Here is a 12,848-nt window from a genome sequence, read left to right on the forward strand (position 1 = left end):
TTGAAAATCCCACCAATGGGGTTGGTAGGTTTTAACGGGTGGGTTTAGCTCCACGTCCGCCAAGTTGTCGCCCAGCGTTCTCGTCATTTTTTAGTGCGGCACGAAGTTCTTTGGGCAAGGAGAAAAGAATGTCTTCTTTAGCTGTCTCGACTTCTTCGACTTTGTGATAACCATAGTCTTGTAAGAGGGCGAGGACTTCTCGCACGAGGACTTCGGGGACGGATGCGCCGGAAGTTAGTCCAACGGTTGCCACGCCTTCAAACCAGCTTTCGTCTACTTGATGCGCGAAATCAACGCGTTCAGCTTTTTTTGCACCGTATTCTAGTGCTACTTCTTTGAGCCGAACGGAGTTTGACGAGTTTGCACTACCAACCACAATAACGAGGTCGGCTTGGGGTGCAATTTCTTTAATGGCGCCTTGACGGTTTGAGGTTGCGTAGCAAATGTCGTCGGATGGTGGGTCTTGTAAGGAGGGGAAGCGCTCACGTAAACGTGCTACGGTCTCTAACGTTTCGTCAACCGATAGTGTTGTTTGTGATAGCCACACAACTTTATTGGGGTCTCGGACAGTGACTTTATCGACTTCGTCGGGTGAGTTCACAATCTGGATGTGTTCAGGTGCTTCGCCGGCGGTGCCTTCGACTTCTTCGTGTCCGGTATGTCCGATGAGCAGAATATCGTAGTCTTGTTTTGCAAAGCGTATTGCTTCACGGTGTACTTTGTTGACGAGGGGGCAGGTGGCGTCGATGGTGTTCAGTTCACGTTCTGCGGCAGCGTTAACAACTGCTGGGGACACACCGTGGGCAGAGAATACGGTAACGGCACCTTCGGGTACTTCGTCCACGTCGTCTACGAAGATTGCGCCTTGTTCTTCGAGTGTTTCCACTACGTGACGGTTATGTACGATTTGTTTACGAACATAGACGGGGGCACCGTAATGGTCGAGAGCTTTTTCGACCGCGATGACGGCGCGATCGACGCCTGCGCAATACCCGCGGGGTGCAGCAAGAAGAACTTTCTTCTCCCCTTTGATAGGTGCTGCAGCCTCTATCTCTTCACGAGTTCGGCGGGTACGGGGCATTTGAGGCAACCCGAGAGAAACTGTTGAATCAACCTGTGTTGTGGACATAGATACTATGTTACGTGTTTCCGCTATATTCTGACACCTGCTGTGCGCTCTCTCGCACCTAGCGAAACTATGGAAAATGCCACACCCAGCAAAATTAGTACTATTCCGATAACCATCAGAGGAATAGTTAACGAGCTCACATAGTTCGTAGCAGAGTCAGTTATGATGCTGCTGAACCTTTGCACAAAAATTTTACCTACTTCGGAAGAAACTGCTTCATCTGCCTGCGCTAAAGGTTTTGTGCCTAAAAATATGCTTGAGCACCAAGATATTGCGCTCAGTGTTAAAAAGATGCACCCCGCGTAGATGCTTCGGTTCCTACCCCAGAGGATAACTCCTACAAGCAACGACAAGGCGCTAAGCCCGCAATATAGTTTCCATTGCTGGGCAAAGTGTTTTATCTGGTGGAGGTATTCTGCGGTTCGTGAGTGGGAGCTATCAAGAACAATCAGATGCTCGCCGGGGTGAAAAATACTGAGTTTATCGCCTAAGAATTGGACTAGTTGGCTGTTGACCTGCTCATAGACGGGGTCAATATCAAGGGCAATATTCTGATGTTCTTCCCCCACGTTATAACGGTGGGTACGAGTGACAATATCGTTCCAAATATGTTGGTAGGATTCTTGCGAAGTCACCGACTGAGCAGCCTTTTGGATATTCTCTTTGACGCGTTCACGCAACCAATTTTTGATAGACCCGAAAAAACCTTCTTCTTGACCTTCTCCAAGATAATTTTTAACGGTCTGGTCTTTCATAATGTCCGCAACAACAGCGTCAGATAGCGCTTTTTGAAAGGACGAGTCTTGCCCTAATGGGCTCGCTAAAGAACTAAACCCTTGCTCTGAAATGATGTTTTGTTCTGCCCAATATCCAACACCGCCAGCAGCACCTAGCACGATAGAACATAGTGCACAAAGTACTGCGATAGTACGACGAACCATCAACCACCAGCTGTAGCTATTATCCTCAAGGTAAGGTATCTGATGATCAGCAGATGCAGACGGTGAACCCGAAATATGCCAATTACCGTCGACAGGTTTTCCGTAGTCTTGGGTTGTCTCATCCAACACAAGTTTTTGCGTCGGAGCGTCATCTCCTAGGAGTTGTATAGTAGGGCCGTCTTCACCGTTAGATGTGTGCTGGTATTGATGATTTCTCATAGATGCCCCTTCTGTGTTCTTTCTCATCACTATACTGCGGTGCCGTTGAGCAAGAAAATATTTGGTGGAGTAGAAGAAGGCTCTCAACTCGTGGGAGACTACCTATATGGATATTTCTTTAACTCCGCAGCTGATTCCGGCTGCTGAGGAACGTACGAAGAACCGCCCACTTCCAGAATATGGCGCTCAAACTGATGAGTATAACCCTTGGCCGGTACATCATTATTCCCAAAAACTTGCCGGCTATATTCATCGGTGCCCTGCAACCTGGGTTGAAGGGCAAATCATCGAATTAAACCCCCGCGGTCGAGTCACCTATTTGACGTTACGCGATGTGGAACAGGAAAAATCTATTCCAGTATTGTTGTATTCTTCAGTACTTACAGGGTTATCTTCACCGCTCAAGCACGGACAGCGAGTAGTCGTTCGTTTAGAGCCTAGCTTCTGGGAGAAGACAGGGCGCCTGTCCATGCGTGCTAGTGATATTCGCACAGTGGGCAGAGGAACGCTTCTTGAGCAATTAGAAAATCTGCGAAAGTCATTAGCGGAAGAAGGTCTTTTCGACCCTGCACATAAAAAGCCACTACCTTTTCTGCCTCAACGTGTTGGTCTCATTACGGGACGAGACTCTGACGCTTGCAAAGACGTGATACGTAATGCTCGTTTGCGGTGGCCGGCAGTGCAATTCGAGATACGAGAAGTCGCGGTACAAGGGGCTCAAGCGCTACGCCAAGTTACACAAGCGCTTGAAGAACTTGACGCTTTAGAAGAGGTGGATGTGATCGTCATTGCTCGTGGTGGTGGCGCGATGGAAGACCTCTTACCGTTTTCTGAAGAGGCTCTGATTCGAGCCGTCTATCGGGCACAAACACCAGTTGTCTCCGCTATCGGGCATGAAGCAGATAACCCTATTCTTGATGAAGTCGCTGACCTTCGTGCATCTACACCGACGGATGCCGCAAAACGTATTGTTCCTGATATGGCTCAAGAACGTCTCTATATCACGCAGCTTCAAGCGTCGTTAATGCGGATGGCGTACCAAAAGATTGAGACAGAAAAATATCATCTGGCGCAGGTGCGTTCACGCCCCGTTTTAGTATCTCCCCAAACCACTCTTCTACGTTATGAGGAGGAACTACAGCACCTACGTAATCGGAGTTTTACAACAGCTCATTCGCTGTTATTACGTTCGCGTGAGGTTCTTTCACAATTGCGTTCACGTGTTCAAGCGTTATCTCCACAGCAGACGCTTGAACGTGGATACGCTTTGGTTCAAGACTCTTCGGGGAAACTTGTAACCAGTGTACAAGACCTACACGAGGCGGATATCGTCACCCTTCGCTTTGCACAAGGTTCTGTCCAGTCACGTATTCTCAACGACGCTAACTCAAAAAAATAATTAGCCGATAAAACTCCCATATTTTGACTCTCTCGAAGGAGAACATCATGACCTCTAAGTCTTCAGAAAATATTACATTTACATCATCTATTTCCAACGTCCCGGTAGAAGACCTTTCGTATGAGCAGGCTCGTTCAGAGTTAATGAACGTCGTGACGGCAATGGAATCTGGAACTTCTAGCCTTGAAGAAATTATTGCGCTGTGGGAGCGAGGAGAAGAACTTGCTAACCGTTGTGAAGCATGGTTAGACGGAGCACATCAACGCCTTAACGCTGCACGACAAGAACGCTTAGAACAGAATTCTTCCGAATCATAAATCAGCGCACTTTGGGACATAAAAATCAGGTGGTGAGGTACAGAACGTATCGTTCTGCACCCCACCGCCTGACAGTTCTCTCACCTAGTATTTTCTACTGTCGGTAATCTGCTAAGAAGTTTCCGAGTTTCTCCAACGCTGTTGCTAGTGTTTGCGTATCAGGTAAGAACACTAAACGGAAATGATCTGGTTTAGACCAGTTAAAAGCTGTTCCCTGACTAATAAGAATCTTTGACTCTTTAAGCAGGTCAAGAGCAAATTTTTCGTCATTAGAAATATTGAATTTCTCGATATCTAGTTTGGGGAATAGATAGAGAGCGCCTTGAGCAGGTTGACAGCTCACCCCATCTATATCGTTGAGCAGACGGTATGAGAGGTCACGTTGTTCTTTGAGCCTGCCACCCGGAAGTATCAAATCATTAATAGATTGGTAGCCACCTAATGCTGTTTGCACAGCATGCTGTGCAGGAACATTAGCGCATAGACGCATTGAAGCCAAAAGTTTAATACCTTCAAGATAGCTTTCAGCCGCCCATTTAGGTCCGGTAATCGCAACCCACCCAGAACGATACCCTGCCACACGATAGGCTTTTGATAAGCCGGAGAACGTCAAACAAAGGACATCGTCTTTAGTCAATGATGCAAGGTGTACCATGCGTGCGTCATCGTAGATAATTTTTTCGTAGATTTCATCAGCAAATATGACCAGTCCGTGTTCTCTGGCAAGACCAACAATTTGAGATAAAACATTTTCGGAGTAGACCGCGCCGGTAGGGTTATTCGGGTTAATAATGACGATACCGCGAGTTTTCTCAGTAATTTTTGAGCGGATATCTTCAATATCTGGTTCCCACCCGTTATTTTCATCGCAGAGGTAATGTCGAGGAACTCCCCCCGCTAACGCAGTTGACGCTGTCCAAAGTGGGTAGTCCGGTGAAGGAATAAGAATTTCGTCTCCATCGTTACAAAGTGCTTGTAACGTCATCGGAATGAGTTCTGAGACGCCATTGCCTAGGTAGACGTCATCAGGGTCTAGGTTGAGGATTCCTTCATTCTGGTAGTACTGTACGATAGCGGTTCGTGCTGAGTAGAGACCTCGTGAGTCAGAGTATCCTTGGGTAACTGGTAAGTGCTGGATGATATCGCGCATAATAGCGTCAGGCGCTTCGAATCCGAACGGTGCGGGGTTGCCGATGTTGAGTTTGAGGATTCGATGCCCTTCAGCTTCCATCGCCGTTGCTTCTTCGAGGAGGGGGCCTCGAATGTCGTATAGAACGTTATTGAGTTTTTGAGATTGCTGATAAGTTTTCATGTTGCTTAGATTACTCTCTTGATGTTTTTAACCAGAATTTTGCAACATCTTCGTTGCTGATTGCGCCTTGACCAGAGGTGAGCCGGTTGAATTCTGTGAGATCTGTGGAGCTAAGTCGAGATGACACTGAATCAATTGCTTCTCGTGCGCTTTGAGGTAGTTCTTCTGCTCTAACAATAGGAACTATCTGTTGTGAGATAAAGATACCAGCAGGGTCTTCTAAAATCGTGTAGGCGTTATCTTCAATCGTTGCTGAGGCGGAGAAGATGTCTGCAATCTGTATATGATCTGCAGCGAGTTCTTCTGAAAGTTTTGCTTGGCTATTAACGGGTTGGAAGTTTTTAGGAACGCAGTGGTAGTAGCGTTCTAGCGCTTGAAGACCATAGGAGCGATGTTTAAAGCTTTCTGGCGCCCCAAGGGTGAGGTCTTTACAGTATTGACCAATATCCGAGAGGGAGCTGAGCTGGTATTTTGCGGCGGTTGCTTTGGTAACAGCTAAGGTGTCTCGGTTCTGAGCTGAGGCAGGTTTGAGGGTGCTCAGCCCATCTGGTAGAACTTGTTTGATAGCGTTGATAATTTCGTTATCGCTTAGCCCTTGAACGTTGAAACCAGTAGGGGTTGATGTTGGAGTGGGCGTTTTTTGAGCAGAGGCCTCGTTGTTATGTGGTGTGAGCTGGTCGAGGTTCGGGTCGTATCCTTGTGTTGTAGGGACAGATTCTTCGCCGGCGGCTTGATCATTTTCGCCCCACCCGTAGGTGTACATTGCGTTAGGATTTTCTTCCGCTATTTTTCGGCGTTCTTGCTGGATATATGCGGGGCTAAACTTTCCGTCGTTCGTGAGGTAGAGCAACAAGTTTCCTGAGTAGTCAGGTGTGATGTCTACGGTGGTAGGGTCGTTATAGGGGCTGTCTTCGTTGGCTGGTTGTGCCGGGTCTGGGTCCTGCGCCGCTTCCATTGCTTTGAGGTATCCGGCTCTATCTTTTCCGGTGTCGACGAGTTCGGTCGTGTACCCAGCTTCTTGTAACGCCTGAGAATATATGGTGGCGATGAGCGCAGTTTCTTCTGAGATTCCAGTCGAAATACGAATTGTTCCGTAGGTCGGCGCCGAGGGGTCTACGGTAATTGTTGTCGAAGGCGAACAGCCGCTGAGCGCAATAGCGCAGGTGGCGAGCATTCCTAGCCACGGGGCTTTAGCTTTCATGTGCGGTGTTCCTTTCATCCGTTAGTTGGTTGCTGAGCTGTTGCTGTACCCAATCAGTGATGTTACGGTATCCCATCATACGAGCGACGTCTTCGAGGAGGGAGAGCTTGGGAATATTTTCTAGTTCTTCGATGGGTATCCAGCGAGCTTGGTCACTACTTCCGTTGGTTTCGTGAGTGAGTTTCCCCGCGATAATATGCGCACGATAGACCATTCTTAGCGCACAAAAAGGCATTTTTTGATGTTTTTCTGGGGGAAGGTGTAAAGCATGTAAGCCTAGTATCCCGTCAGTTTTAATAAGATACCCGGTTTCTTCAAAGACTTCTCGTTTTACGGTGTGCTCAGGTTGTTCGGATGGTTCCATTCCCCCGCCGGGAAGTGTCCAAGCGGCACGTTCAGGTGCATGCGTGGGAAGGAATCTGGTCAGCAGAATTTTTCCTTGTTCAATGATGACAGCGTACGCTGCAGGTCGGGTTTCCATGACGATAGGCATAGTTTCTATCCTATCTGGTTCGTTGTGTGACAAGACATTTTTTCGTCGTTTCTTCCTCCGTTAGGGTAGAGAAGAGACGATTGACGTTCCTAAATCATGAGAGAAGTGATGTGATGATGTTTAGTACACGGTTATTTTCTTTAGGGTGGTGGGATTCCATACGCTCTGTAGACTTTTGGCTTGGGCATCCTTTACGAATTTTGTTCATTATTATTTTTGCTATTGTCCTTCGTAGCATTGTTGAACTGTTAATTCGTCAGCTGACGCAGTCTCTTGCTCGAGGCACTCGCATGAGGGTAATACGTACGGAGCAGGATAAGAATATGAAGGTTTCTCTTCCAACGTTACGGTGGGAGGAAGACGATTCTATTGTTCGTTCTCGTCAGCGTCAGCGCGCCCAAACAGTTGGTTCGGTATTACGTTCGGTCTCTTCTATCGTGATATCTGCTGTTGCATTAGTGATGATTATTGCTGAGTTAGGTTTTAATATTGCGCCAGTCATTGCTTCTGCCGGTGTGGTCGGTGTGGCTTTATCTTTTGGCGCGCAGTCTTTAGTCAAGGATTATTTATCCGGTATTTTTATAGTTGCTGAAGACCAGCTCGGAATTGGTGATTGGGTTGATTTAGGCGAAGCCTCTGGCACCGTAGAATCGGTGGGTTTACGTGTCACCTCTGTCCGTGATACTAGCGGTGTGCTGTGGCATGTTCGCAATGGCGAGATTCTTCGGGTTGGCAATTCCTCTCAGGGATGGGCTCAAACAAATATTGATATTCCAGTTCCGTATGCCGCCGATGTTGAGAGGTTAAGTACTTTCCTCCTTTCTCAGGTGCACACTGCCTTATCTTCATCTGATGTTGCTGAAAGTATTCTTGGCGATCTTCAATTTTTGGGTGTGGAGTCTCTCAGCGGTGAGGCTTTGACTTTACGTTTTTCCATGAAAACAGCACCTGGTGAACAATGGCGGGTGGGGCGTCTTTTGCGTCTTGAGTTGAAGAAGGCTCTTGATGAGTATGGTGCGCAAATTCCTCTACCTCAGCATTCGATAGTTCATAGTGGTTCCTCCTCGGTACAGGTTCCGCCTGTTGTTGAGAATTCCGCGCAGAAGTAGCGTGACTCTTATTTTTAGATTGTTCTAAAATGCTGGTGGGGTTGGACAGATTATCGTTTCTGCTCAACCCCACCATTTTATGGTATTCACACGGTACGGAGCCTTATACGCTCATATCCGCAGGTTTGCTGTTATCGGCGTCGTTGGCGTCGTTTTTTACGGTCTTGTTGTTCTCGTTTAGCGTTTGCTACACGTTTTTTATGTTTTTCTCGTGCTTTTTCACGTCGTTTTTGTTCTGCTTGAGCGGCTACGCTTTGGCTACTGCGAGCAGAGTTTTCTTTTCTTCCACGAGTGATTCCCACAAAGTCTTGGATAATTTGTTCGATGTGTTCTTCACGGTGGTAACGTTTCCAGATGAGTTGTACGGGTACTTCTTTGATGTCCGGAATCACACGGTATGTGAGGTCTTTACGATGATACAGACGCGCAATACTCATGGGGACGATGAGAAGTCCAAGGCCTACTGCGACGAGCTCAATCGCGTCTGCGGTGTTTCTCATCAATGGTAGTTTTTGTTCTGTTTGCTGACGATAAGGGGCAGAGATTTTTTCCCATTCAGGGACGGTGTGTGCCTGTTGTAAGAGAGTCTCTTCTGCAAGTTCTGCAATGGGGATTTCTTCAAGCAGGGTAAGAACATGATCGGCAGGAAGAACTACCACGTTCTTTTCATGGTAGAGAGTGATGGCATGGAATTGGTCTTTTTCAAAGGATTCTTGGTGAGCCGCTAAGCGTGTCAACACCATATGAGCCAATGGAGTCTCACCTTCTAGGCTTGCCCGTGTAGCGTCTTCCTTCAACGCAAGTTCTTTGAGAGGGCAGAGTTTTCCGTATCGTTCTTGCCATCGAGAGAACCACTTGCCAGGCATAATTCCTGGTACGTACCCGATACGAAGTTCTTGTCCTTCGTCTTTAAGTTCTAGAGGGTGTTCTTGGTCTTTGAGGTGAGCGAGCAGTTCGAGTTGCTGTTCATGAGCGTATGAACCAGTTTCTGTGTGGTTCTCGCTAGTGTGGGCTGTCATAGCTTACAAATTAGCATGTCTTGAGCGGTTATGAAGAGTACGTTTACCAAGATAGATGAACAGTGAGAGAGCTATCAAAAGAATGATTGCTGTTATGAGAACAGTTGGTTGTTGAATCCAAGCCCAGATAACAGCCATCCCAACGGTGGAATAGATACAAGCCCACATTAAAGTTCCTATGAGCATGGCGGGGATCCAGCGTTTCAAATGCATGCGGGTAAAGCCCGTGGTGAGAATGACGGCAGTTTGAAAGCCAAGGGTTAAGAAGCATAAGGGAACGGCAAGTACTCCCCAACGGTTGATGAAGTACTGAGCACGGAGGTACATCGGGGTTTGCATCAGGTACCGGATACGTGCCAATTTAGCGCTGCCGGCAGAGGCAATCCAGCCGAGCATAAAGACTAGGCTCGTTCGAATAATCCCCACGATCCAGAAGAAGAGCAGAGCCCAGTGCCATTGTAGGCTTTGTATCCATTCAACCACGGCTATAGTTTATCCGGTTTTGAGGGTACCGCGTTCGAACATCATGTGACTATGAGGATTTTCTCAGTAGCTCACTAGTTTGGTGTTCGGAGAGAGCTTTTTACCCGTAAAACTTAGGGTATCCTTTGTTCTTTTTTAGGTAATATAAATTTTTTCTTCAAAAGACTAGCCAAAGACTGTTCAATTAGGTTATATTTTTATTACCAAATAGTTGAGAGCTTGTGGGAAGCAATCAACAATATGGTTTCGAAGACTTTTCTTCCTGTGTGTGATGCAAGTGCCTAGTCAAGTAGAAATACTTGACTAGGCACTTCTTTTTAACTGTCTTAACATGCAAAAAATGAGCCGTTGAAAACAACACCAGAAAATATACACATCAGGTAGTTTTTCAACGGCTCACAGGGTGAAGAACCTCCCCCCCCCCTCCGATAGGAGGAAGAAAAATCAGGACTTTTTCTTAAACTTCAGTTTCTTCAGCTCCAACATCAACTCGGGAATACGAGAAATTTCCTTTGCACGAAGCTGAACAATACGAGCATCACAGCCACCTAACAAATACCCGATAGCAAGACGATCATTCTGACGACGAGTAGCACGACGCAACGTAGCCTCTAACCACGTTGCAATCACTTTTTCATCAGAAAGAATCGACAAAGAATCATAGAAGCCATCACAAATACGCCATAATTTTTGCTCAGAAGTATTGAGTGGCATCCCAGCAGATTCAAAAGCGTCCAAACAATATTTTGCTCCTTGACCTGCACGCCGAATCTTGAACAATAAAGTATCACGCTGCTCATCAGAAGCTACATCCTCAGCTGAAGGCTTCCATACATGACGGTATTCTTGACCAACATATGTACGGAGTACTTTACGCAAGTGCTGAGAAACTTTACGAGTATATTCGTCAGAACCTTCAGGAAGCTGTACCAGTTGTTTGAGGTTATTCATCAAGTACACTAAATCTTTTCTTAGCTGTAGATATTCTGGCGAATCAAGAACACGAATCAATACCTTTGACGCAACCTCGCTATCAGAGCTAAGGTACTCATCAAGTTCACGGCGAGCTGTTTCCGTAATAAGCCCTGGGCGAGTATCGACAGACCACATGAAGGTCGTCAGAATCTCGATATCTCGCGCAGATGCAAGACCTCCCATCAGATGCTTCAGATAACGAATATCGTCTTGAACTTTTTGGCAAGACGTATCATCACTGATATAGGGCAATACTGCATAGCGCAAAATCGCTTCAACTTGACGAGCACTCTTACGCATACCGTGCACCGCGTCAGGGGCGTCAGAACGAAGCTTCATTTCCCAAATCATCAAGTCTGAGGTTAAAGAGTGAAGAATCTGACGCAAAAATTTCTGAGAGCTCTTCGGCCGTGATGTTTTTTTCTTAGATTTCTTTTTAGATGAGCGAGACGGCGTTGAGCTCTTCTCAGAGGTACAGCCTTCTAGTCCTTGGCGTCGTGCTTCAAAACATTCATCTTTACCCAGTGCACGAGCAATCTTTGCAGTAGATTGAGAAAGAGCAATACCAAGATTGGTGAAAATTACTTCACAGGCGGTAAAAATATCTGCGGGGCTTACTAGTCCCGCATCTAATAGTTCAACTTCCCATTCTGTCCAAGAACGCTCAATGTTCGTCGAAAAATCTAGTGCGCGGACTTTGTCTTTGCAGATTTCAGCAACTTTAGTTCCTTCAGCATCGACCAGTACAGTACGTTCACGTTCTGTCAGCAAAGAGACTGTTTCATAGAGTTCGTCGCCTAAAGTCACAGCACGAACAAACTTATGAACGGCAGCAGGCATCCGTTGGCGGTCTGCCAATAGAGGAAACCCAATTTCATGGCGAGCTCCGGCGCGGTCATCAAATTTGATATGCCAGCCTTGATCGTATCCGCCAAAACGTCGACGTAAAGCTACCATATTACGGCCCAAGTCAGCGTCTTGAGTGTCAAAATAGGTTGCTTCTAGATGCTCGGTGATGTTTTCAGAGACCTCAAGATTTTCAAGAACGTTCCAGTCGATAGGTGCAATATCTGCTTGGGGATCAGTCAGCTCATATTTACGTTCTACTTCTAGATGATGAGTTGCCATCGGATTTTGTGCTCCTGGGTCAGGGGGTAAAAAGGAGGAATAGCACCGTTATTTTCTTAGAGATAACGGACAACACCCACTATCAAAATGATAGCGGGTGTTGTCTCAAAATATTAGGCTCTACGTCGTTTAAGAATCTCGTCTAAAGTCTCTGTGGCACCTCGTAGTCGTTGAGCTTGTATCAAAGTTTGAGTTTGGCTCCTAGGATACGAAGGTTTCTTGAGTGGTTCAGGTTGTTGTCGTTCAACAACTGGAACTTTCAGGTACGTAGGAATAGGTGTTGGTGTTGGTTCCCACGAAGAAACTGCCGATTCGAAAGGTGGGTCGAGTTTCTCTTTATCAGTAAAAGCCCCGCGTGCAGTCCCCTCTAGCTGAGGGCGTTTCGAGGTGTCGTGAGTACGTAGGTAACGTAAAGATTTTGCGGCATATACGCTGGGTTTCTGATTTTGACGAGGTACAGGCTTTGTTCTTCGCGATGATGGTGAGGAGGTTGCTCCTTCTGATGTAGCAGAACGACGTTCTACAGGAGAAGAAACAGGAGGATTTTTCTTCTTCAAAATGATCGAAGAGGCGTCCATGGAAGAAGATGAGAGCTGCTGTTTTCTGCGTTTTTTAGCATCTCGTAGCGCCAAGAATCTCAACGTTGAGATACAGCTGAGGGCTCCAAGGAATGATATTCCTGCAATAGGCCATGTTTTTGCTCCCATGAGAGCGAAAATCGCTTCCCCTACTGAGAAAAGGAAAAAAGCTAAAGCCATCATGAAAATGATGATACGCCCATAGCGCAGAGTATACGTTGGTGTGTAAGGCGATGAATGTCGCGGTCTAGGAGCTGCAGTTTTAGAGGATTCTGGTAGTTGTTCTTCGAGACATACGTCGTGTGCATAACGTTCTGCAGAGATTATCGTTGTCAGAGCTTTTCTGTTTAGCATACGAGGCACCGCAAAAATAAGTAGTACTGCAAGAATGACTAAGGCGCTGGTTGCGCCTAAACCACTAAGCTCCATTACTTCACCTCAACAGGCCAGTTATCGTGTGCTTTGCACACTAGATGACGGCTCTAAAACTTTTACATGTAGATACTAAGGATACGTCATATAACTGTGGGGGGACGTGTATTACA

12 protein-coding genes are annotated in these 12,848 nt (G+C 46.6%); 3 read left to right on the forward strand and 9 right to left on the reverse strand.

The features are described from left to right. Window positions 1-31: 31 nt before the first annotated feature. Window positions 32-1,129, reverse strand: a complete 1,098-nt coding sequence (locus ACN084_RS00615; RefSeq protein WP_419105581.1) for a 4-hydroxy-3-methylbut-2-enyl diphosphate reductase — start codon at window positions 1,127-1,129, stop codon at window positions 32-34. 23 nt (window positions 1,130-1,152) lie between these two features. Beyond that, on the reverse strand, window positions 1,153-2,289 hold the full coding sequence (locus ACN084_RS00620; protein ID WP_419105582.1) for a hypothetical protein: 1,137 nt from the start codon (window positions 2,287-2,289) through the stop codon (window positions 1,153-1,155). Window positions 2,290-2,395: 106 nt separating this feature from the next. On the opposite strand from ACN084_RS00620, the gene xseA reads away from it, so the two are divergent. Both xseA and ACN084_RS00630 read left to right on the forward strand, forming a co-directional pair. Further along, window positions 2,396-3,688, forward strand: coding sequence for an exodeoxyribonuclease VII large subunit (xseA, locus tag ACN084_RS00625; protein WP_419105583.1), 1,293 nt, complete (start codon window positions 2,396-2,398; stop codon window positions 3,686-3,688). A gap of 47 nt (window positions 3,689-3,735) precedes the next feature. Next, the gene (locus tag ACN084_RS00630; protein WP_419100794.1) at window positions 3,736-4,005 is read left to right on the forward strand and encodes an exodeoxyribonuclease VII small subunit; all 270 of its coding nucleotides are present in this window, start codon (window positions 3,736-3,738) and stop codon (window positions 4,003-4,005) included. Between the two features lie 94 nt (window positions 4,006-4,099). On the opposite strand, the gene ACN084_RS00635 is transcribed toward ACN084_RS00630, so the two are convergent. From ACN084_RS00635 to ACN084_RS00645, 3 genes are read right to left on the reverse strand one after another with little or no spacing between them, the layout of a single operon-like run. After that, window positions 4,100-5,317: a pyridoxal phosphate-dependent aminotransferase gene (locus ACN084_RS00635; RefSeq protein ID WP_419100795.1), complete on the reverse strand. Its 1,218-nt coding sequence runs from the start codon at window positions 5,315-5,317 to the stop codon at window positions 4,100-4,102. A gap of 10 nt (window positions 5,318-5,327) precedes the next feature. After that, complete coding sequence (locus ACN084_RS00640; RefSeq protein WP_419105584.1) at window positions 5,328-6,518, reverse strand: glycine betaine ABC transporter substrate-binding protein; 1,191 nt, start codon at window positions 6,516-6,518, stop codon at window positions 5,328-5,330. Further along, window positions 6,508-7,011, reverse strand: a complete 504-nt coding sequence (locus ACN084_RS00645; RefSeq protein ID WP_419105585.1) for an NUDIX hydrolase — start codon at window positions 7,009-7,011, stop codon at window positions 6,508-6,510. Before ACN084_RS00645 ends, ACN084_RS00640 begins: the two co-directional genes overlap by 11 nt. Before the next feature lie 113 nt (window positions 7,012-7,124). Between ACN084_RS00645 and ACN084_RS00650 the strand changes: the two genes are divergently transcribed. Further along, window positions 7,125-8,120, forward strand: a complete 996-nt coding sequence (locus ACN084_RS00650) for a mechanosensitive ion channel family protein (protein ID WP_419100798.1) — start codon at window positions 7,125-7,127, stop codon at window positions 8,118-8,120. 131 nt (window positions 8,121-8,251) lie between these two features. Here the strand turns inward: ACN084_RS00650 and ACN084_RS00655 are convergent, their stop codons facing one another. The 4 genes from ACN084_RS00655 to ACN084_RS00670 form a co-directional block, all read right to left on the reverse strand. Next, window positions 8,252-9,139: a LysR family transcriptional regulator substrate-binding protein gene (locus tag ACN084_RS00655; RefSeq protein WP_419105586.1), complete on the reverse strand. Its 888-nt coding sequence runs from the start codon at window positions 9,137-9,139 to the stop codon at window positions 8,252-8,254. 3 nt (window positions 9,140-9,142) lie between these two features. Continuing rightward, window positions 9,143-9,565 (reverse strand): DedA family protein, encoded by a 423-nt coding sequence (locus tag ACN084_RS00660; protein WP_419100800.1) that lies wholly within the window; start codon window positions 9,563-9,565, stop codon window positions 9,143-9,145. Between the two features lie 501 nt (window positions 9,566-10,066). After that, window positions 10,067-11,725 carry a CYTH domain-containing protein gene (locus ACN084_RS00665; protein WP_419105587.1) on the reverse strand — a complete coding sequence of 553 codons (1,659 nt, stop codon included), beginning with the start codon at window positions 11,723-11,725 and terminating at the stop codon, window positions 10,067-10,069. Window positions 11,726-11,838: 113 nt separating this feature from the next. Beyond that, window positions 11,839-12,732 carry a hypothetical protein gene (locus ACN084_RS00670; protein ID WP_419105588.1) on the reverse strand — a complete coding sequence of 298 codons (894 nt, stop codon included), beginning with the start codon at window positions 12,730-12,732 and terminating at the stop codon, window positions 11,839-11,841. Between the last annotated feature and the right edge of the window lie 116 nt (window positions 12,733-12,848).

Source organism: Rothia sp. P7208, from assembly GCF_048512915.1.
Lineage (GTDB): Bacteria > Actinomycetota > Actinomycetes > Actinomycetales > Micrococcaceae > Rothia.

Excerpts from the sequence above, each read along its gene's own strand:
- ACN084_RS00670 (WP_419105588.1), bottom strand. The coding sequence starts at position 12,732 with ATGGAGCTTAGTGGTTTAGGCGCAACCAGCGCCTTAGTCATTCTTGCA.
- ACN084_RS00615 (WP_419105581.1), bottom strand. The coding sequence starts at position 1,129 with ATGTCCACAACACAGGTTGATTCAACAGTTTCTCTCGGGTTGCCTCAA.
- ACN084_RS00640 (WP_419105584.1), bottom strand. The coding sequence starts at position 6,518 with ATGAAAGCTAAAGCCCCGTGGCTAGGAATGCTCGCCACCTGCGCTATT.
- ACN084_RS00620 (WP_419105582.1), bottom strand. The coding sequence starts at position 2,289 with ATGAGAAATCATCAATACCAGCACACATCTAACGGTGAAGACGGCCCT.
- ACN084_RS00650 (WP_419100798.1), top strand. The coding sequence starts at position 7,125 with ATGATGTTTAGTACACGGTTATTTTCTTTAGGGTGGTGGGATTCCATA.
- ACN084_RS00635 (WP_419100795.1), bottom strand. The coding sequence starts at position 5,317 with ATGAAAACTTATCAGCAATCTCAAAAACTCAATAACGTTCTATACGAC.
- ACN084_RS00665 (WP_419105587.1), bottom strand. The coding sequence starts at position 11,725 with ATGGCAACTCATCATCTAGAAGTAGAACGTAAATATGAGCTGACTGAT.
- xseA (WP_419105583.1), top strand. The coding sequence starts at position 2,396 with ATGGATATTTCTTTAACTCCGCAGCTGATTCCGGCTGCTGAGGAACGT.
- ACN084_RS00630 (WP_419100794.1), top strand. The coding sequence starts at position 3,736 with ATGACCTCTAAGTCTTCAGAAAATATTACATTTACATCATCTATTTCC.
- ACN084_RS00655 (WP_419105586.1), bottom strand. The coding sequence starts at position 9,139 with ATGACAGCCCACACTAGCGAGAACCACACAGAAACTGGTTCATACGCT.
- ACN084_RS00645 (WP_419105585.1), bottom strand. The coding sequence starts at position 7,011 with ATGCCTATCGTCATGGAAACCCGACCTGCAGCGTACGCTGTCATCATT.